The organism is Streptococcus sp. Marseille-Q7087 (assembly GCF_965111935.1).
Genome location: NZ_CBCOPJ010000001.1, coordinates 626,727 through 648,795 on the forward strand (window position 1 = coordinate 626,727; position 22,069 = coordinate 648,795).

General features: G+C 38.7%; 11 protein-coding genes. 9 read left to right on the top strand and 2 right to left on the bottom strand.

From position 1 onward, the window contains the following. Entirely contained in the window at positions 1-900 is a 900-nt protein-coding gene (gene htpX, locus ACWPVF_RS03185; protein ID WP_454384646.1) for a zinc metalloprotease HtpX, read from the top strand. Positions 901-944: 44 nt separating this feature from the next. Here htpX and ACWPVF_RS03190 read toward each other — a convergent pair whose 3' ends face one another. Both ACWPVF_RS03190 and ACWPVF_RS03195 read right to left on the bottom strand, forming a co-directional pair. After that, entirely contained in the window at positions 945-2,504 is a 1,560-nt protein-coding gene (locus ACWPVF_RS03190; protein ID WP_454384648.1) for an ATP-binding cassette domain-containing protein, read from the bottom strand. 245 nt (positions 2,505-2,749) lie between these two features. Next, positions 2,750-3,079 carry a helicase BlpT gene (locus ACWPVF_RS03195; RefSeq protein WP_454384650.1) on the bottom strand — a complete coding sequence of 110 codons (330 nt, stop codon included), beginning with the start codon at positions 3,077-3,079 and terminating at the stop codon, positions 2,750-2,752. Positions 3,080-3,248: 169 nt separating this feature from the next. On the opposite strand from ACWPVF_RS03195, the gene ACWPVF_RS03200 reads away from it, so the two are divergent. The 8 genes from ACWPVF_RS03200 (at position 3,249) to ACWPVF_RS03235 (ending at position 21,962) form a co-directional block, all read left to right on the top strand. Further along, the gene (locus tag ACWPVF_RS03200; RefSeq protein WP_454384652.1) at positions 3,249-3,791 is read left to right on the top strand and encodes a YceD family protein; all 543 of its coding nucleotides are present in this window, start codon (positions 3,249-3,251) and stop codon (positions 3,789-3,791) included. Beyond that, positions 3,792-4,421: an endonuclease III gene (nth, locus tag ACWPVF_RS03205; protein ID WP_414307137.1), complete on the top strand. Its 630-nt coding sequence runs from the start codon at positions 3,792-3,794 to the stop codon at positions 4,419-4,421. Positions 4,422-4,630: 209 nt separating this feature from the next. Beyond that, positions 4,631-5,155 (top strand): bifunctional pyr operon transcriptional regulator/uracil phosphoribosyltransferase PyrR, encoded by a 525-nt coding sequence (pyrR, locus tag ACWPVF_RS03210; RefSeq protein ID WP_414307136.1) that lies wholly within the window; start codon positions 4,631-4,633, stop codon positions 5,153-5,155. A gap of 14 nt (positions 5,156-5,169) precedes the next feature. Next, positions 5,170-6,093 carry an aspartate carbamoyltransferase catalytic subunit gene (locus tag ACWPVF_RS03215; protein ID WP_454384654.1) on the top strand — a complete coding sequence of 308 codons (924 nt, stop codon included), beginning with the start codon at positions 5,170-5,172 and terminating at the stop codon, positions 6,091-6,093. A gap of 49 nt (positions 6,094-6,142) precedes the next feature. Beyond that, entirely contained in the window at positions 6,143-7,222 is a 1,080-nt protein-coding gene (locus ACWPVF_RS03220; RefSeq protein ID WP_178895177.1) for a carbamoyl phosphate synthase small subunit, read from the top strand. Positions 7,223-7,534: 312 nt separating this feature from the next. After that, positions 7,535-10,711 carry a carbamoyl-phosphate synthase large subunit gene (gene carB / locus ACWPVF_RS03225; RefSeq protein ID WP_454384656.1) on the top strand — a complete coding sequence of 1,059 codons (3,177 nt, stop codon included), beginning with the start codon at positions 7,535-7,537 and terminating at the stop codon, positions 10,709-10,711. 380 nt (positions 10,712-11,091) lie between these two features. Beyond that, the gene (locus tag ACWPVF_RS03230; protein WP_454384658.1) at positions 11,092-18,885 is read left to right on the top strand and encodes an SspB-related isopeptide-forming adhesin; all 7,794 of its coding nucleotides are present in this window, start codon (positions 11,092-11,094) and stop codon (positions 18,883-18,885) included. Between the two features lie 503 nt (positions 18,886-19,388). Continuing rightward, positions 19,389-21,962, top strand: a complete 2,574-nt coding sequence (locus tag ACWPVF_RS03235) for a GbpC/Spa domain-containing protein (protein WP_454384660.1) — start codon at positions 19,389-19,391, stop codon at positions 21,960-21,962. The last annotated feature ends 107 nt before the right edge of the window (positions 21,963-22,069 follow it).

A 22,069-nucleotide genomic window follows, 5' to 3' on the forward strand; every position in this document is an offset into this window, starting at 1 on the left:
ATGCTGTACAAACAAATCGCTAGTAATAAACGAAAAACTTGGGTTCTATTAATTGTCTTCTTTCTTTTGTTAGCCTTGGTTGGTTATGCTGTTGGTTTTCTCTTCATAAACTCAGGAATATGGGGAGTGACCGTAGCCATGATTATCGGTTTCATCTATGCCTTGACCATGATTTTTCAATCTACAGAGATTGTCATGAGTATGAATGGTGCGCGTGAGGTTGATAGGAATGAAGAACCTGTTCTCTATCATGTTGTTGAGGATATGGCTATGGTAGCTCAGATTCCTATGCCACGAGTTTATGTTATTGATGACCAAGGTTTGAATGCTTTCGCCACAGGTTCGAATCCTCAAAATGCTGCTGTTGCTGCTACGTCAGGACTTTTAGAGATCATGAACCGTGAGGAGTTAGAAGCCGTGATCGGCCATGAGGTTAGCCATATTCGCAACTACGATATTCGTATTTCAACTATTGCTGTTGCTCTAGCTAGTGCGATTACGCTATTATCAAGTATGGCTGGTCGTATGATGTGGTGGGGAGGTGCTGGCCGTAGTCGTAGAAGTAATGATCGTGATAGTTGGGGACTTGAAGTGATTATGTTAGTAATTTCTCTCCTATCCATTGTTTTAGCGCCTTTAGCAGCAACTTTAGTGCAATTAGCTATTTCTCGCCAGCGGGAATTTTTGGCGGATGCTTCGAGTGTTGAACTAACTCGTAATCCTCAAGGGATGATCAATGCTTTACAAAAATTAGACAATAGTCAACCCATGAGTCATCATGCGGATGATGCTAGTAGTGCGCTTTATATCAATGATCCTCAAAAACCAAGTTTCTTGAAAAAACTATTTTACACTCATCCACCTATTTCAGAAAGAATTGAGCGTTTGAAACATATGTAAAAAAACATCCAGAGAAAGTTCTCTGGGTGTTTTATTTCCAAAAGTTAAAGATCTTGTAAATCAACTATTTTTAAACCATGCTCTGTCAGACTATAGATACTCGTACAAATTTCTTTTAAGAAACGTCGATCATGCGAAACAGTGACAAGACCACCAGAATAATTGGCAAAGAGTTTTCTGATTTCAGGTTGTGAAGTTGGAGAAAAGTTTCGTGTTGGTTCATCCAGAATGAGAAAGTTTGGTTTTCTCAGCACTAAATTCAAAAGAAGGAGTTTGCCTTGTTGGCCGCCAGATAAGGAGCGGACTTGCTGGTGCATCTCTGGATAGCTGAAATTAAGACTAGCTAAGTGAGATTGGATTTTCTGTATTTCCTCTTTGTGTCCAGTTTGGCTGAGAAATTCTACTGGGGATAGATCCAATTGCAGTTTTTCTTGGTAATTTTGTGGCATAAAACCAAGCGAATTCTCTCTTTTGCCGCTTAGTAGTTGATGTAACTTTGCTAAAAGAGTGGATTTGCCAACGCCATTGGGACCGATAATGCCGATTTTATCTTGACCACGGACAGTCAATTGTAGCCCTTGAGACAGAATTTGTTGGCCAATGGATAAAGTCTCATTTTCTAGTCGAACTAAGACTTTTGAAGCCGCTAATGGCTCTATATCTGAAAAGAAAAGTTGGATTTGTTCCTCTTCAAGTGGCTTTTGGGTCATGGACTGAGCTGCTTTTTCGTAGCGTTTTTCTTGAGAAAGAACATTTTTCATCTTTTTAGCTAATAGGCGGCCCGCAACATCATTTTTAGTGTTACGCAAGGCAGTTTCTACTTTTTGCTTGACTCTGCGATGCTTTTCCATGGTTTTTTCATAGGAACGTTGGTCGTTGGCAGCTTGCTGGCTTTGTCTGGCAAAATGAGCCTTTCTCTGTTCACTATAGCGATCATAGTCTAGATGTTCGACTAGGGTTTCAGCTTCCTTTCGATGCTTGACCAGTCGTAAATGGATAATGGTGTCTGCTGTTTGAGAGAGAAAGTCTTCATCATGAGAAATGAAAATAACTGTTTGCCTGGTTTTATGAATCTGTTTTTTTAGCCAATCAACCATCTCTATATCCAGGTCATTTGCAGGTTCATCTAAAAATAAAATCTCAAAGGGTTTGGCAAATTCATGGATGAGCTGAATTTTCAAAGCTTCACCACCCGAGAGACTACCAATTTCTTGGTCGCTTGCAAAACGGTCGCTATCAAAGTGCAACTCCTCAGCCAAACGATAAAGAATGCTGTAGTCTAAATCAGCAGAATCCAAAAAGAAGTAGTCATGTAAAGTTTTCTTTTTCAGGTCCTCAGGTAGTTTTTGAGGAATGTAAGCCAGTGATTGAAGGTCAGATTGGATTTCTCCCCTGATAGAGAAATCAGCTAATTTTTCTCCCATTAAAGTTCGAAGTAAGGTTGATTTTCCATTTCCTTCTTCGCCTATAATAGCGACCTTTTCTCTGTCTTGGATGTTAATGTTTAAATCGGAAACAAGGTCTCTTAAATCTTTGTTTTGTGTAATGGTCAGATGATTGATGTTTATCATATTATTGCCCTTTCTAGAATGTCCATATTGCATAACAAAAAGCTCTACTTTATCTAGTAGAGCCAATCGTCTATGTCAAAAAATCCTCTTTTAAAAAGGCTGAAAATCCACCACAAAAAAGAGTACGCAAAAAGAGACAAGAACAAGATCTACTAAATAAAGGTTCTTTATTTGATAGACTTAGTTGTTCATGTCTCCCTTACCTCCGAGTATTGTTGCAATCATCATACTCTTTTTGAGAAAATTTGTCAAGATTAAGCCAGAAAATCCTCTATTTGTTAAAAACCAAAAACAGGTCCATAGAGTGTTAATGTATGTTTAACGTGATCGAAGTGGAACTTGTCATAGTTTCTCCAAGCAGTGCGAGCTTGATCGTTTAGTTTTAGTGAGCCAAGTCCAATCAAAAGACTAGTCCGTTGGTAAAAGCTTTCCAGTTCAATTAGAATAGCATTGTCTAATTTCTCAGCTTTTTTGAGTGCTCTGAGAATCTCATCAATATTTTGTTGTAAGCGTAGGTCATCAGGTAAGCCTTGTTTACAACTTTGTATTGTTTGATTTAATTCTGAAACGAGTTGATAGGCTTCAGTTAAAAGAACTTTGTCTTCCATATGAGCGTCCTCCTTTGCTCATGTATTGATGCCTATAGTATAGCACAAAAAGAAAAATTGTCATAATAAATATATCAAAAAATGTAGAATGATTTTTTTAAAAGTTTAGTTGACTTGCTTACGCTCTTTTCATGGTATAATCAAGGGAGTAAATCTTTATGGAGGAAGTATGAAATTAAATATTCAAGAAATTCGTAAGCAGCCTGAAGGCTTGCACTTTGAGCAAACTTTAGACTTGGCAACTGACTTACATGCTCGTAATCAAGAAATTTTAGATGTAAAAGATATCAAAGCAGTAGGGAAGGTTCAGTACGAAGACCGAATGTTTTTCCTAGACTATCTCTTGTCATATACAATTGTCCTAGCTTCTAGCCGTAGTATGGAACCGGTAGAATTGAAAGAATCATATCCAGTAACGGAAGTCTTTATGGAAGGTGCTACCAATCAACTGGACCAAGAAGTTCTAGATGATGACTTAGTTTTACCGATTGAAAATGGTGAAATTGACTTGGCTGAAAGTGTTTCAGATAATATCTTGCTCAATATTCCAATCAAGGTCTTAACAGCTGAGGAAGAAGCTGGTCAGGGTTTTGTTTCCGGAAATGACTGGCAAATCATGTCTGAGGAAGAATATCAAGCCCAACAAGCAGTCAAAAAAGAAGAAAATAGTCCTTTTGCAGGTTTGCAAGGGCTGTTTGACGGAGATGAGTAGATGGTTTTATCCAAAAAACGTGCCCGTCATGTCATTGAAGAAATCATAGCCCTTTTTCCAGATGCAAAACCTAGTCTAGATTTTCGTAATCATTTTGAGCTTTTGGTTGCCGTTATGCTATCTGCTCAGACGACAGATGCTGCGGTAAATAAAGCAACTCCAGCTCTTTTTGAAGCGTTCCCTACGCCTCAAGCTATGGCAGATGCCAGTGAGAGTGAAATTGCAAAACATATTTCTCGTCTAGGTCTCTATCGCAATAAGGCTAAGTTCCTCAAGAAATGTGCCCAACAACTATTAGAAGATTTTGATGGTAAAGTACCTCAGACACGTGAGGAATTAGAAAGTTTGGCAGGAGTTGGGCGTAAAACAGCTAATGTAGTCATGAGTGTGGGTTTTGGAATTCCAGCTTTTGCGGTAGATACCCATGTGGAGCGCATTTGTAAACACCATGATATTGTTAAAAAATCAGCTACACCATTAGAAGTTGAAAAACGTGTCATGAATGTCTTGCCACCAGAAAAGTGGTTGGCGGCGCATCAGGCCATGATTTACTTTGGTCGTGCTATCTGTCATCCCAAAAATCCAGAATGCGAACACTATCCACAGTTATACGATTTTAGTTCATTATAAGGCCAAGTATTGAATGTTTTTACTTGCTTTGCACTGGGCTTTGTGATATAGTAAGGACAATAAAATATTCCTTTAAACCTGTCCCGTGAGGCAGGCAAGGAGCTCGATAAAGTAGAAGGGTAAGTCTATACTGTTTACAGTAAGGCTCGCTTAGTTATACATTCTCAAGTCTCCTTGAAAAAGGAGACTTTTCTTTTTGGAGGTTTGTCATGAAGACAAAAGAGGTTGTAGACGAATTAACCGTCAAGCGAGCAATTACGCGTATCACTTATGAAATCATCGAACGCAATAAAGATTTGAATAAAATCATTTTAGCGGGTATCAAAACACGAGGTGTCTTTATTGCTCACCGTATTCAAGAACGCTTGGAACAATTGGAAAACATCTCAGTTCCTGTTGTAGAATTAGATACTAAACCTTTCCGCGACGATGTTAAAAGTGGTGAGGATACTTCATTAATTTCTGTCGATGTGACAGACCGCGAGGTCATCTTGGTGGATGATGTGCTCTATACAGGCCGTACAATTCGAGCTGCTATCGATAACATTGTTGGACATGGTCGTCCAGCGCGCGTGAGTCTTGCGGTGTTAGTTGACCGTGGACACAGAGAATTGCCAATTCGACCAGATTACGTTGGGAAAAATATTCCAACCAGTCGTTCGGAAGAAATCATCGTTGAGATGACAGAACTTGATGGTCAAGATAGAGTTTTGATTACTGAAGAAGCTCAATAGCTAAAGGAGTAGCCATGTCAGAAAATCAACAAGCACTGAAACATGTGGTGTCCATGGAAGATCTCACTGTGGATCAGGTTATGAAATTGATTAAACGAGGGATTGAGTTTAAGAATGGAGATCAGTTGCCTTACGAAGACCATCCCATTGTTTCCAATCTTTTCTTTGAAAATTCGACAAGAACGCATAAATCGTTTGAAGTTGCTGAAATCAAACTAGGATTGGAACGACTTGACTTTGATGTAAAGACAAGTTCAGTCAACAAGGGTGAGACACTCTATGATACCATCCTGACTTTGTCAGCGCTTGGTGTAGATGTCTGCGTTATTCGTCACCCTGAAGTTGATTACTACAGAGAATTGATTGCGAGTCCGACGATCACGACTTCGATTATCAACGGTGGCGACGGTTCAGGGCAGCATCCTAGTCAGAGTCTGCTTGATTTAATGACCATTTACGAAGAATTCGGACATTTTGAAGGACTCAAGGTCGCGATTGCTGGAGACTTGGATCATTCACGTGTTGCCAAATCCAATATGCAGATTTTGAAACGCTTAGGTGCAGAGCTCTACTTTGCAGGACCTGAAGAATGGCGAAGTCAAGAATTTGCGGACTATGGACAGTTTGTTACCATTGATGAGATTGTTGATCAGGTGGATGTTCTGATGTTGCTTCGAGTTCAACATGAACGCCACGAAAGTGGAGCCGTCTTTTCAAAAGAAGGCTATCATGCTCAACATGGCTTGAACCAAGAACGCTACAATCGCTTAAAAGAAGAAGCAATCATTATGCATCCTGCTCCAGTAAATCGGGATGTAGAAATTGCTGACCACTTGGTTGAAGCTCCAAAATCACGCATTGTCCAACAAATGACCAATGGAGTCTTTGTTCGAATGGCAATCTTAGAATCCGTATTGGCAAGTAGGAAAGCCAAATAAGACACAAAACGTTAAAAGACGCCAGTGAGCGTCCACGAGAGGTGAGAATATGACAAAACGACTTCTAGTTTTAGAAGATGGCACAGTTTTTGAAGGTAAAGCCTTCGGTGCAGATATTGATGTAACAGGGGAAATCGTCTTTAATACAGGGATGACAGGCTATCAAGAATCCATTACAGACCAGTCTTATAATGGGCAAATCTTGACCTTCACTTATCCATTGGTGGGGAATTATGGGATTAACCGTGATGATTACGAATCTATTAGCCCTACCTGCAAGGGTGTTGTAGTATTTGAAGAGGCACGTAGAGCAAGTAACTGGCGGAATCAAATGACGCTGGATGAATTCCTGAAAGCTAAGAAGATTCCTGGTATTTCAGGGATTGATACCCGTGCACTTACAAAAATTATCCGTAAACATGGAACCATGCGAGCAACCTTGACACACGCTGGAGACAGTATGGATCATGTTGCTGATCAACTTCAAGCGACTGTTTTACCGACTGATAATATCAGACAAGTTTCTACCAAGACATCCTATCCAGCTCCAGGAGTTGGGTTAAGTGTTGTTCTTGTTGATTTTGGACTAAAACACTCGATTCTACGAGAACTATCTAAACGAGATTGTAACGTGACTGTAGTTCCATACACAACTACAGCTGAGGAAATTCTACATTTGAATCCTGACGGAGTTATGTTGTCAAATGGTCCGGGAAATCCAGAAGATGTACCAGAAGCACTTGATATGATTCGTGGTATTCTTGGCAAGATTCCAATCTTTGGTATTTGTATGGGGCATCAACTCTTTGCAATGGCAAATGGTGCTAAGACCTACAAGATGAAATTTGGTCACCGTGGTTTTAACCATGCAGTGCGTGAAATTGCTACAGGGCGAGTGGACTTTACTAGTCAAAACCATGGTTATGCCGTTAGTCGTGAGGACTTACCAGAGCACTTGATTATCACCCACGAAGAAATCAATGACAAGTCAGTTGAAGGCGTACGTCACAGATATCTACCAGGTTTCTCTGTGCAATTCCACCCAGATGCAGCTCCTGGTCCACACGATGCAAGTTATCTATTTGACGAGTTCATTGAGATGATGGAAGCCTTTAAACAAGCAAATTAATGACGAGTGTGAAATCGTCGGAGAATTTATGTAACTGAACACGGACGGAAAGCTCGGAATTTAGAGAAACCAACTTGGATTGTCAATCCTTCCTTGGTTTCCTAAAATTCAATCGCTTTCTATTCGTCCTTTGTATCTTATTTAATGTCGCTCTGTGAGGCGACGAATAGAAAGGAGAAGGGTGGTCCGTATTTGCTGAACTGAATACGGGCTAGGGACGGTGCTAAAAATATAGTTATTCCTAGAACTAATGGTTCTTCGTCATAACTCCTATTTTAGCTTTGTCCGCTTAACGCCCTTAATATCTTATAAATGCCTAAACGTACTGATATCAAAAAAATTATGGTGATTGGTTCTGGTCCGATTATTATTGGTCAGGCTGCTGAGTTTGACTATGCTGGAACCCAAGCCTGCTTGTCTTTGAAAGAGGAAGGTTACGAGGTTGTCTTGGTAAACTCAAACCCTGCAACCATCATGACTGATAAGGAAATTGCAGACAAGGTTTATATCGAGCCAATCACACTCGAGTTTGTGACTCGTATTCTCCGTAAGGAACGTCCAGATGCTTTGCTTCCAACTCTTGGAGGTCAAACAGGGCTTAATATGGCCATGGAATTGTCTAAAAACGGTATTCTTGATGAATTGGGAGTAGAACTTCTCGGGACTAAATTGTCTGCCATCGATCAAGCGGAGGACCGTGACCTCTTTAAACAGTTGATGGAAGAGCTGAACCAACCAATTCCTGAATCAGAAATTGTTAACACAGTAGAAGAAGCAGTTGCCTTTGCAGCGACAATTGGTTATCCAGTTATCGTCCGTCCAGCCTTCACACTTGGTGGTACAGGTGGTGGTATGTGTGCCAACGAGGAAGAATTGCGTGAAATTGCTGAAAATGGTTTGAAGTTGTCACCTGTTACCCAATGTTTGATCGAACGTTCTATTGCCGGTTTCAAGGAAATCGAGTATGAAGTCATGCGTGACTCAGCTGACAATGCCCTTGTTGTATGTAACATGGAAAACTTTGACCCAGTCGGGATTCATACAGGGGATTCCATCGTATTCGCCCCAGCGCAAACCATGTCAGACTATGAAAACCAAATGCTCCGTGACGCCAGCTTGAGCATTATCCGCGCTCTCAAGATTGAAGGTGGATGTAACGTTCAGTTAGCCCTGGATCCACACAGCTTTAAGTATTATGTCATCGAAGTAAACCCTCGTGTATCTCGTTCTTCTGCCCTTGCTTCTAAGGCCACAGGTTACCCAATCGCTAAATTGGCTGCCAAGATTGCTGTAGGATTGACCTTGGATGAGGTTATTAACCCTGTTACAGGTTCAACTTATGCTATGTTTGAACCAGCCCTTGACTACGTCGTTGCTAAGATTCCGCGTTTCCCATTTGACAAGTTTGAAAAAGGTGAACGTCGTCTAGGTACTCAGATGAAGGCAACTGGAGAAGTTATGGCTATCGGTCGTAACATCGAGGAATCACTTCTTAAAGCTTGTCGCTCGCTTGAAATTGGAGTTCACCACAATGAAATGCCTGAACTTGCAAATGTTTCAGATGATGCCTTGACTGAAAAAGTTGTCAAAGCACAAGATGACCGTCTCTTCTACGTATCAGAAGCTATTCGCCGTGGTTACACACCAGAAGAGATTGCTGACTTGACTAAGATTGATATCTTCTATCTTGATAAACTCTTACACATCTTTGAGATTGAGCAAGAATTGGGCGCACATCCACAAGATGTAGCAGTTCTAAAAACAGCAAAACTCAATGGCTTCTCAGATCGTAAAATTGCTGAACTCTGGAACACTACAGCTGACCAAGTTCGCCAACTACGTTTGGAAAACAAGATTGTCCCAGTTTACAAGATGGTGGATACTTGTGCAGCAGAATTTGAATCAGAAACTCCATATTTCTATTCTACTTATGGTTGGGAAAATGAATCTATCAAGTCTGATAAGGAATCTGTTCTAGTATTAGGTTCTGGTCCAATCCGTATCGGTCAAGGTGTTGAGTTTGATTACGCAACTGTTCACTCAGTTAAGGCGATTCAAGCTGCTGGCTACGAAGCCATCATTATGAACTCAAACCCAGAGACAGTTTCAACAGACTTCTCTGTATCAGACAAACTTTACTTTGAACCATTAACGTTCGAAGATGTTATGAATGTTATCGACTTAGAGCAACCAAAAGGTGTTATCGTTCAGTTCGGTGGTCAAACAGCTATCAACCTTGCTGAACCACTAGCAAAAGCTGGTGTAACTATCCTTGGTACTCAAGTTGCTGATCTAGACCGTGCCGAAGACCGTGACCTCTTCGAGCAAGCCCTTAAAGACTTGGATATTCCACAGCCACCTGGCCAGACTGCAACAAACGAAGAAGAAGCAGTGCTTGCAGCTCGCAAGATTGGTTTCCCAGTCCTAGTTCGCCCTTCATATGTTTTGGGTGGACGTGCTATGGAAATCGTAGAAAATGAGGAAGATCTTCGTTCTTACATGCGTACTGCGGTTAAGGCAAGTCCAGACCATCCAGTTCTTGTCGACTCTTATATCGTTGGACAAGAATGTGAAGTTGATGCCATCTCAGACGGCCAAAATGTTCTCATCCCAGGTATCATGGAGCATATCGAACGTGCTGGTGTCCACTCAGGTGACTCCATGGCTGTTTATCCTCCTCAAACTTTGTCGCAAAAAGTGCAAGAAACGATCGCAGACTACACCAAACGTCTTGCAATCGGCCTCAACTGTCTTGGGATGATGAATATTCAGTTTGTTATCAAGGATGAGAAAGTCTACGTTATCGAAGTAAACCCTCGTGCCAGCCGTACCGTACCATTCCTTTCAAAAGTAACCAATATCCCTATGGCTCAGGTAGCAACTAAGTTGATTCTTGGACAAAGTCTTGAAGAACTTGGTTACCAAGATGGACTTTACCCAGAAAGCACTCGCGTTCATATCAAGGCGCCAGTCTTCTCCTTTACTAAGCTAGCGAAAGTAGACAGCTTGCTCGGGCCTGAAATGAAGTCAACAGGGGAAGTTATGGGTTCTGATACTACTTTGGAAAAAGCTCTCTACAAGGCTTTTGAAGCTTCCTACCTACACTTGCCAACCTTTGGAAATGTTGTCTTTACCATCGCTGATGATGCCAAAGATGAAGCCTTGGACTTGGCGCGTCGTTTCCAAAATATTGGCTACGGAATCCTTGCAACTGCAGGAACAGCGGAGTTCTTTGCAAGTCATGGATTGCAGGCTCAACTCGTTGGTAAGATTGGCGATGATGAACATGATATCCCAAGCTATGTTCGTAAAGGAAAAATCCAAGCTATTATCAATACCGTTGGTACCAAACGGACAGCCGACGAAGACGGTGAACAAATCCGTCGATCTGCCATCGAACATGGTGTTCCGCTCTTTACAGCCCTAGATACAGCAGATGCCATGCTGAAAGTACTAGAAAGCCGTAGCTTTGTTACTGAAGCGATTTAAGAAAAAAATGATTCTCGTAAGGGAATCTTTTTTCGATGAAAACGTTGTTACCATTTTCACAAAAAAAAATAATCTAGAAAATATAAAAAGCAAAAATAAAAATATAGTAAAAATTAGAACATATTCAAATAAATCCTATAAAAAGCGATATTATATCAATCGTGCATAAAAAAATATATAATAAAAAAATAAGATCTTAGATAATGAAAAAATTTATAAAGTAAACGTTTTCAAAGGCATATAATTCTTTGAACTTATCTTAAACTTATGATATGATAAAGGAGCTAAAGACAGAATATAATTCTTGTATAAAAGAGACAAAAATTATAAAATTCTGACTCCTAGTAAAATAAAAAATTTATAAAGGAGAACTTATCAAAATGATAAGAAAGGAACAACAACGCTTTTCTTTACGTAAATATAAAGTTGGTGTTGCATCGGTATTTTTAGGAACCACTCTAAGCTTTCTAATGGCAAATGGTGGTGGAGTAAAAGCTTCAGAAATTCCTGCACAACCAAGTTCGGAAGAAACAACTGAGTTGGTGAAAAAGGATAGTAGCGAGGATTCCTCTAAAAAGGAACAGAATGTTGTAGAAAATGTTGCAACAAGTGAACTTGCTGAGACAAACAAGGTTGAAGAAGGAAAAGCAGCTTCTGAGGCTAAAACAGAAGAAGCTAAATCTGAACCAGTGTCTTCAGAAAAAGCAGAAGAAGTAAAACCTGCTTCAACTGAGACTGAGATTGCTAATAAGGAAACTGCTAAGCCGGTTGAAAAAGCTGAAGAAACTAAGCCAGCTGTTTCAGAAGGTGATAAACCTAAAGTTCGTAATCGTCGTGCTACAACGGAAGATGCAGTTTCTGGAGACCACAACTCTAACCCTTTAGCGGTAAGTACTTACTTAAAAGATGGGGAAAAAGTAACTCCAGAAATCAAAGATGCTAACGGTGCAACTGTAAGATCTCAAACGGTACCAGCTGGTTATTCTGCTAAAGAAGGAGATTGGTACACATACGCTATCTGGGATTTAACTAGATTCAATGAACGTTATGGTACAAAATACTATGCTCGTGCTTATAAGAGATTTGATGAATCCACAGATACAACTGTTGAATTAATCGATAAAACGACTGGGAATGTAGTAGAAACAAGAACGGTTACTTCATCAAGTGGCGTTCAAAAATTCACTACTACCACAGCTGCGTCTAATAGTCAATTAACCTTCCAAGTGGATTATAAAGCAGGTACTGCTGAAAAAGGTAAAACTACTCAACCATTTATTCAAAATGGTTATGAAGTTGGAAAGAGTATAACAGATTTAGTTGCTGCTGGACACAAACTTACGCCAGCAGAGCAAACACTTTATACTGCGGTTTATAATGCTCGTACTACAACAGATGTTCTAAACGTTGTTGAACCAGCTTACAATGGCCGTACAATTACTGATTCAAACGCTAAAATACCAGAAACAATTAATAAAACAACTTACTATAAAGTAGTTGATAAAAATAACCCTACTTTCAACGCTAATAAAACGGATAAAACTGTTCAAGATTATAAAGAAAATGGTAATGAAGTAGACTTAGCTAGATATACACTTAAAGCTGAAGAAGGACAAAGATTCACAGCATCTGGTGAGCGCCAATTTGATGGATATAAATTGTACCAAACAGCTAATGCAAATGATCAATCAGGCTTTGTAAATCGTCCTTATACTATCGGTTCTAAATTCATGGATGCGGACCGATACGGTATCAAACGTATCAAAGAAGTTGTTGGAGAAGACGGTTCAGTAGTTATTCGTGTTTACTTATTAGATCCAAGACAACAAAGCAAGCGTTCTGATGGTTCATTAAGTACTGATGGCTATATGTTGCTTGCTGAAACTAAACCAATTAAACCAGGGGAAGCTAATACGCAAGAACTAGTTGTTAAAAAATCACCTCTTAATACGATTGCACATACTGTAACAGATCCAAAAACAGGAGCGCAGACTCAATATCCAAATGGTAAAGAAGTTGCATTCGATTTCCAAAGTTCAGCAGGATATACACCTAAGAAAACGGTATTCGTACCATTCTTGGGAGATGGAATTGGACACCATTCAGCTAACGCACAATTAGAACGTGGAGTTGGTGGTATCGGTACAAACGTTGACTTGCTTAACACTTTGACACCGTATAAACAACCTATTTACTACTATGTGAAACGCGAACCAGCAAAAGTTACACCAGAATTTGAAAAAGAGCTTGCTGGACGTGTATTAACAGATGGAGAATTCAGCTTCAAGTTAACAGAAGAAAAGAGTACTCCAGATAAACATGAAGAAACAGTTACAAACAAAAATGGCAAGGCTACATTTAGTGAATTATCATTTAGCAATCCTGGTACCTATAAATATAAGATTACAGAGTTAAAAGGTTCTGATACAAATGTTGATTACGATGCGATGACAGTTACTATGACTGTTACGGTAACTGAAAAAAATGCAGTGGGTGATCTCGAAGCTACAGTTAAGTATAGTTCTGAAGGTGGATTTAGTGCAGACGCTAATGACAAAATCTTTAACAACTATGTAGTTTCACCAGTAGTTACTAAGTTTGATTTTACGAAGAAACTCGCAGGTCGTAAACTTAAGGAAGGTGAATTTAGCTTCGTCCTTAAGAATGCAGCAGGTGAAGAAGTTGAAACTGTTAAGAATAAAGAAGACGGAACTGTTACCTTCTCAGAATTATCATTCGATAATACAAAAGTTGGTACCCATACTTATACAGTAGAAGAGGTTATCCCAGCTACTAAAGAATTAGGAATGACTTATGACACCATGAAAGCAACGCTTACTGTGGAAGTTGCAAAAAATGGACATACCCTAACAACTGTAACAAATGTCAGCTCAGCAGGTGGTGTGAATGAGAATGGAGACTCAACAGATGGAACGGAAGATAAAGAGTTTAACAATAAAATAACTCCTCCAGAAACACCTGAGTTCCAACCAGAAAAATTCGTTCTTAACAAAGAAAAATTTGATATCACTGGTACAAAACTCGTTGACGATGATGATGAGTTGACAGACGAGTACGCAGATACAAATTCAAACCCTTATGCTGACAAAACTACTAACAACGAAGCAGAAAACATCAATACGAAGGTTGTTGAACGCGGTGAAAAATTAGTTTACCAAGTATGGTTAGATACTAAGAACTTCACTGATAGAAACAATATCCAATCGGTTGGAATCTCTGATACCTATGATGCTGATAAATTAACGGTTAACTCTAGTGAAATCAAGGCTTACGATAGTGAAACTGGTAATGAAGTCACTGATAAGTTTGATATTAAGGTTGAAAATGGTGTTATTACAGCAACATCTAAGACTTCTGTAAACAAATCATTAGGTGATGTAGATAATACACAAGTTATCGATACAACTAAATTTGCATTTGGTCGCTACTATAAATTTGATATTCCAGCAACAGTTAAAGATTCAGTTCCAGGTGGAGCAGATATCGAAAACAAAGCCAACCAAATCGTTCATGTTTACAACCCAGTAAGCAAATCTGTAGAGAAACCTGAAAAACCAACACAAAAACGTGTTAATAGTGTTCCTATCGAAGTAGAATTTAACTTCACTAAGAAACTTGAAGGTCGTGAACTGAAAGCTAACGAATTTAACTTTGTTCTGAAAGATTCAAAAGGTAAAGAAGTTGAGACCGTTAAGAACGATGCAGATGGTAAAGTAAAATTCAAAGCTCTTAAATTTGAAAAGAGTCAAGTTGGTGAACATAAATACACTGTTGAAGAAGTAGCTGGAACTGACGCAACTATTACTTATGATACGATGAAGGCTGAAGTTAAAGTTACTGTTTCACATGATGGTACTGCAAAAGCTTTAATCGCAAATGTAACTGAACCAGCTGATAAAGAATTCAATAATACAGTTACACCACCAACTGAACCTAAGTTCCAACCAGAGAAGTATGTCTTGAATACAGAGAAATACTCTATTACAGACAACAAATTGTTGGATGACGATAAAGAGTTGGAGGATAAGTATAAAGATACTAATACCAACCCATATGCCGATCAAACAAATAACAACGAAGCTGAAAATATCAATACTAAGACTGTTAAACGTGGAGATAAATTAGTTTATCAAGTTTGGTTGGATACTACTAAATTCACAACTGATAACAAGGAAAAGGTACAATCAGTTGGAATTACGGATGATTTCGATGAAACTAAGGTTGATGTTGATGGTACTAAGATCAAAGCTTACGATTCAGTATCAGGTGATGATGTAACAAATAAATTTGATATTACAGTTGAAAATGGAGTAATGACAGCGACACTTAAAGCTGGTAATACTAAGTCACTTGGTGATGCAGAAAATACTCAAATTATCGATACAACTAAATTTGAGTTTGGACGTTACTACAAGTTTGATATCCCGGCAGTTGTTAAAAATGATGTTGATGGTGGAGTTGATATTGAAAATACAGCGACACAAGTAGTTAACTACTACAATCCAGTTACTAAGAAAGTTGAAAAACCAGAAAAACCAACTGAAAAACGTGTGAACAGTGTACCAATTTCAGTAGAATTTAATTTCACTAAGAAACTAGAAGGTCGTGAACTGCAAGCCAACGAATTTAGCTTTGTTTTGAAAGATTCAAAAGGTAATGAAGTTGAAACAGTTAAGAATGATGCAACAGGAAATGTTAAATTCTCAGCCTTAGAATACAAGAAGGGTGAAGAAGGTGTATACAACTATACTGTTGAGGAAGTTGTAGGAACAGATGCGACTGTAACATATGATACTATGAAAGCAGAAGTGACTGTAACAGTATCACATGATGGTACAGCTAAAGCTCTCATTGCAACTGTGACTAATCCAGCTGACAAAGAGTTCAACAATACTGTAACACCACCAGAAGAACCTAAGTTCCAACCAGAAAAATATGTTGTAACTAAAGAAAAATACGATATTACTGGTGACAAACTACTTGATGACGATAAAGAATTAACAAACAAGTATACTGAAACAAATACTGATCCATATGTTGATAAAGATAACAACAATGAAGCAGAAAACTTAAATACTAAGACTGTTAAACGTGGTTCTAAATTGGTTTACCAAGTATGGTTAGATACAACTCAATTTGATGCTAATAACAGAGATAATATTCAATCAGTAGGAATTTCTGATAACTACGATGAAGCTAAATTAACTCTGAATGAAGCTGATATCAAAGCCTACGATTCTGTAACAGGAGCTGAAGTAACAGATAAATTTGATATTGCTGTTAATAATGGAGTTATTACAGCAACTCTCAAAGCTGGTAACACTAAGTCATTGGGGGATGCAGAAAATACTCAAATTATTGACACAACTAAATTCGAATTTGGGCGTTACTACAAATTTGACATTCCAACAACAGTTAAGGATGATGTAGCTGCAGGTGCAGATATCGAAAATACTGCTGCTCAAGTGGTGAACTACTATAATTCAATTACTAAGAAAGTTGAAAAACCTGAAAAACCAACACAAAAACGTGTCAATAGTGTTCCAGTTCCAGTGGAAATGAACTTCACTAAACGTTTGGAAGGTCGTGAACTTCAAGCAAATGAATTCGAATTCGTCTTGAAGAAAAACGGCGTTGAAGTTGAGCGCGTGAAGAATGATGCTACTGGTAAGATTGTCTTCAAGGCTCTTGAGTTCGGTCGAGATGATCTTGGTAAGACATACAACTACACAGTTGAAGAAACTCCTGGTACAGATGCATCTGTCAAATACGACACAATGGTTGCTACTGTGAAAGTTGTTGTATCTCATGATGGTACAGCTAAAGCAATCGTAGCGAATGTAACAGATGCTGTTGATAAAGAATTCAACAATACCGTAACCCCACCAACTGAACCTAAGTTCCAACCTGAGAAATACGTTGTTTCTGAAGAGAAATACGATATCACAGGCGACAAGCTCGTTGATGATGATAAAGAGTTGGCAGACAAGTACGCAGATACCAATGCGAACCCATATGCGGATGATGCATCAAACAACGAAGCTCAAAACTTGAACACCAAGACTGTGAAACGTGGCGACAAGTTGGTTTACCAAGTATGGTTGGATACAACTAAATTTGACGCAAACAACAAGGACAACATCCAATCAGTAGGAATCTCAGATGACTACGATGAAACTAAGTTGAATCTTGACGCTACTAAGATTAAAGCTTACGATTCAGTAACAGGCGCAGAAGTAACAGATAAATTCGATATCACTGTGAACAACGGTGTGATTACTGCAACCCTTAAAGATGGCTTCACGAAGTCACTTGGCAATGCAGAAAACACACAAGTGATTGACACAACTAAATTCGAATTTGGACGTTACTACAAGTTCGACATCCCAACAACAGTGAAAGCTGATGTACCTGGTGGTGTAGATATCGAAAATACTGCGGCTCAAGTAGTCAACTACTACAACCCAACTACTAAGAAAGTTGAGAAACCAGAAAAACCAACTGAAAAACGTGTCAACAACGTTCCAGTTGAAGTAGAATTCAACTTCACGAAACGTTTGGAAGGCCGTGAGCTTAAAGCTAACGAATTCAGCTTCGTTCTTAAAGATTCAGAAGGTAAGACTCTTGAAACTGTAAGCAACGATGCATCAGGTAATGTTAAGTTCTCTAAACTTGAGTTCAAGAAAGACCAAGAAGGTGTACACAACTACACAGTAGAAGAGGTTAAAGGAAGCGACGCAACCGTTACATACGACACAATGAAAGCGAATGTAACAGTCACAGTGAAACACGATGGAACAGCTAAAATTCTGATCGCGACTGTAGGCGACATTGCGGATAAAGAATTTAACAACCGTGTAACTCCTCCAGAAACTCCTGAGTTCAATCCAGAGAAATATATTCTTAATGAAGAGAAATTTGATATCACTGGTAATAAACTCCTTGATGATGATAAAGAGTTGACTGATAAAGTAGTTGATACCAACAAAGATCCATATGTGGACAATGTTGATAATAATGAAAAGCAAAATATCAATACTCAAACACTCCATAAAGGTGATAAGGTTGTTTACCAAGTATGGTTGGATACAACTAAATTCACAGAAGGTCACAATATTCAATCTGTAGGAATTACAGATAAATATGACAGCGAAAACTTGGATGTTATTGTATCTGAAATTAAGGCTTATGATTCAGTAACTGGTGAAGATGTAACAGCTAAGTTTGATATCTCAATTGTGGATGGTGTCATTACTGCTACATCTAAGGCTGACTTGACTAAGTCTCTTGGAGATGCGGAAGATACACAAGTAATTGATACTACTAAGCTAGCGTTTGGTCGTTACTATAAGTTTGATATTCTTGCACGTATCAAGGACACTGCTAAGGAAGGTGTAGATATTGAAAATACAGCTTCTCAAATCGTTCACCAATACGATCCAACTAAGAAATCAGTTGAAAAACCAGAAAAACCAACTGAAAAACGTGTTGTTAATATCCCAGTGAAAGTTGAATTCAACTTCACGAAGAAATTGGAAGGTCGTGCGTTGAAAGCTGGTGAATTTAGCTTCGTATTGAAAGACAAAGATGGCAACGTGATTGAAACCGTAAGCAATGATGCTGAGGGTAAGATCAAGTTCTCAGCTCTTGAGTTCAAACGTGGTCAAGAAGGCACTCATATCTATTATGTAGAAGAAGTGAAAGGTACAGAGGCTGGAGTTGAGTACGATAAGATGGTAGCGACTGTTGGAGTCACTGTAACTAAGGATGGTAAAGTGTTGACCCTTACTTCACAAATGCCGGAAGACACTGAGTTTAACAACAAGGTGACACCGCCAACACCGCCAACACCGCCAACACCGCCAACACCGCCAACACCGCCAACACCACCAACACCGCCAACACCGCCAACACCGCCAACACCGCCAACACCACCAACACCACCAACACCACCAACGCCGCCAACGCCGCCAACACCGCCAACACCGCCAACACCGCCAACACCGGTAACACCGTCAACATCAGAAAAACCTAAAGGTCCTGAATTGCCAAATACTGGTGAACAATCTAAATCTGGAGTTGTTGCACTTGGTGCTGCGCTTGGTCTCGTAGGTCTAGGTTTGGTTGCAAAACGTAAAAAACGTGAAGACTAAAATTAACAAGTTATCTGTTCTAAAATGATGAAGTACAAATTATAGTCGTATAAAAAGAGGCTTTACTCGGAAGAGTGGGGCCTCTTTGTTACTTTGTAAAAAAACTAGTTTCTTTCTCTAAAATACACTAGTCTTGTTGCATTTTAGAACTGACTAGGATTACAAAACTAAGAAGCAAAGAAAATTCTATAATTGCTCATTGAGAAGATTGATTACCTGTTTAAGATAGGTTGTTAATAAATTTAGTAACTTCGTGAAGAACTTTCAAAACTCTAAGTTATGAATGGGAAATAAGTTTTTTTGAATCTATAGGGCAATCTTAATAAGGTTGAATCTTAAATATTTGTAGTTCAATTTTATATTTTGGAAATAAATTGAAAATATTCAGAAATTATACGAAAATTAATTGTATTTACATATTTTTTTTGATAAACTTAATATGAATTTTATAAAATAAGATTTTTTCTAAAGAAAATTTTTTTAATTTAAAAAAGGAGTTTGTCATGTCATCGTTAAAGAATAATAAAACAATCAAGTATGCCTTGAGAAAAACCTCAGTTGCTTTTGGTTCTGTTGCAGTTGCAACAGTGATTGCTGCAGCGGGTATTGCCACTGTATCAGCCGATGAAACTTCATCTGCAACGACACCTGTTACTTCAACTACAACAGTAGCTGGAGAAGAAACAAAAGAAGTTGCGGTTCCAGAGAAGTTGGAAGAAGCTAAAACTGCTGCCACAAATGAAGGTCTTGAAGTTAAAGAAACTGAGACTAAAAAGCAAGATTCTGAGGAAGCTGCTGTTAAAGATTACGAAAAACAAGTTACAGATATTTATAAAACTGTAGCTGATTATAAAGCTGAAGTAGCAGCAAATCAAGAAGCTTACGAAAAAGAAAAAGCTGAAGTTGATGCTAAAAATGCTGCTGCACAAGCAAACTACGATAAAGAGCTTGAAGCTTACAACGAAAAACTTACTGCTTATAAAAAAGAATTGACTGAAAAAACAGTAGAAAAAACAGCAGTAGAAAAAAGTAATGAAGAAGCACGTGTTGCTTATGAAAAAGCGCTTGAAGAATATAACACAGCTCTTGCAGCATATAATGCATCTGTAAAAGCAAATCAAGAAGCTACTGAAAGCAATAAATTAGCTCAAGCAGAGTATGAAGCTAAATTAGCTGACTACAAGACTAAAAAAGCTGCTTATGATGAAGCACAAGCTGCTTACTTGATTGAGCTCGAAATTTACAACAAGAAAAAAGCACAATACGATGATGCTAAAGATGCCTTCAATAAGATGGTTGCAGAGCGTGGTGGAAATCCTGAGAAATACAAACAAGATTTGACATTCCTCTCTGAAGAACTTGCTGATGGCGAAACAACTAAAATCACACACCAAACAACTGGATTAACAACTTACTTGACAAAAGAAGGTCAATCTCGTATGTACGGTGATGGAAAAGCTACTAAAATGTATGAAACAAAGAATCTTCAAGATTCTGATTTGACAACTACAAATCCATATGCCAACAATGAAATTGAGTGGGGAGTTGTAAAAGTCGGAGATAAATTTGATGTGACATACACAGGACTTACTCAAGCTAAAATTGTAAAAGGTAGCGAAGAAAAACGTATTGCAAAAGTTGTTTATAAATACGAAGTGAAGAGCCTTCCATCATCAGATGGAAAAGGAATCGTTCAAATTTATAACGATCCAGCAGTTACAATGACAATTGGTAGCTCAACAGATACTGAAAACCCAGTAACTGTTGGTGTTGACATTGAGTTTTACGATGAAAATGACCAATTAATTGATTTGTCACAACACAATGCAATCCTTGCCCTTAACTCACTTAACCACTGGAATGGTGCATCTTATGTTGAAAATGACAAACCTCGTCCTCTAGTTGTTGAAGCTAAAGATAGCGAAGGCAGTACAGTTCGTGGAACTTGGGATCCATATTCAGATGGAAGTGAACCAAAACTTGATGGTGCAGACGTCGTTGTGAAAAGCGGTAAAGCTGACTTCGGTAGTGCAGAAGTTGATATCAATGCTGATAATCCTTTGAAAATTGTTGATCAAAAAGCAACATGGGTTGATGATGCCTTTAAAGTAACTGAAGAAACAGTAGTTGATGCTACAACAGTGAATGCATCTGGTGGTGGAAATGGTCACTCAGTTGGTACTGAAGATTACACATTTGGTGATAAATCAGACGTTATCGGTACTTACACTGTTGACGCAACGTCAGGCGTTTTGAGATATACACCAAAAATGAAACACCAAAATACTCCTCACGTTGAGTCTGTAAACATTGGTGACAAAGAGTTTATTAAACTTCCAAATTCAAGTGTAGACCAAGATTCATCGACAAAAGAAGTATCTGCTAAAGAACAAAACCAATACATGGCTCAAGGTGCTACATTTAATGCAGACTCTTCAAGTGAAACTAAGGGTTGGGATGATCCTAAGAGCCCTTACCTTTACTATGGTGGTGCTGCTGTTATTTTGAAAGATGGTCATCTTGAATTTACAGCAAAAGGTGCTAACGCAACAGGCGAAGCAACTCTCTATTGGTTCTCTATCAACTCAAACGTTGGCTTCCCTCAAGATCCAGGTGAAGAGCCAGTTAAACCAACAGAACCAACACCTCCAGTTAAACCTGAAAAACCAGAATTGACAGAAGTACCAACTGTTAAAGAAAAACCAGTTCCACCGACAGAACCAGAATATAAAACTGTACCTGTCTTACCAAGTGAACCGGTTAAACCAGAAGCACCTGAGTTGGTGAAGGAACCTGTTAAGAAAGAAACAGAAAAACCAGTTGTTGAATGGAATAAAAATGTTGTGCTTATCAAGGAAAATGAAAAACCACAACCTAAGCCAGAACCAAAACCAGAGCCTAAGCCAGAACCAAAACCAGAACCAAAACCAGAACCTAAGCCAGAATCAAAACCAGAATCATCTAAGAAATCATTGCCAAATACTGGTTCAGTTGAACAATCATTCATGACTTATTCAGCACTTATTGGTTTAGCTACTGCCGGTTATGCTTTGTCAAGAAAGAAAAAAGAAGACTAATTCATTCTGACAGTTTAAAAAGAGAAGACTAGTTTAGTCTTCTTTTTTTACTTAACTTTATCCTATAAAATTTAAAATATTAAACCGTTTTCACTTGACAAAAATTG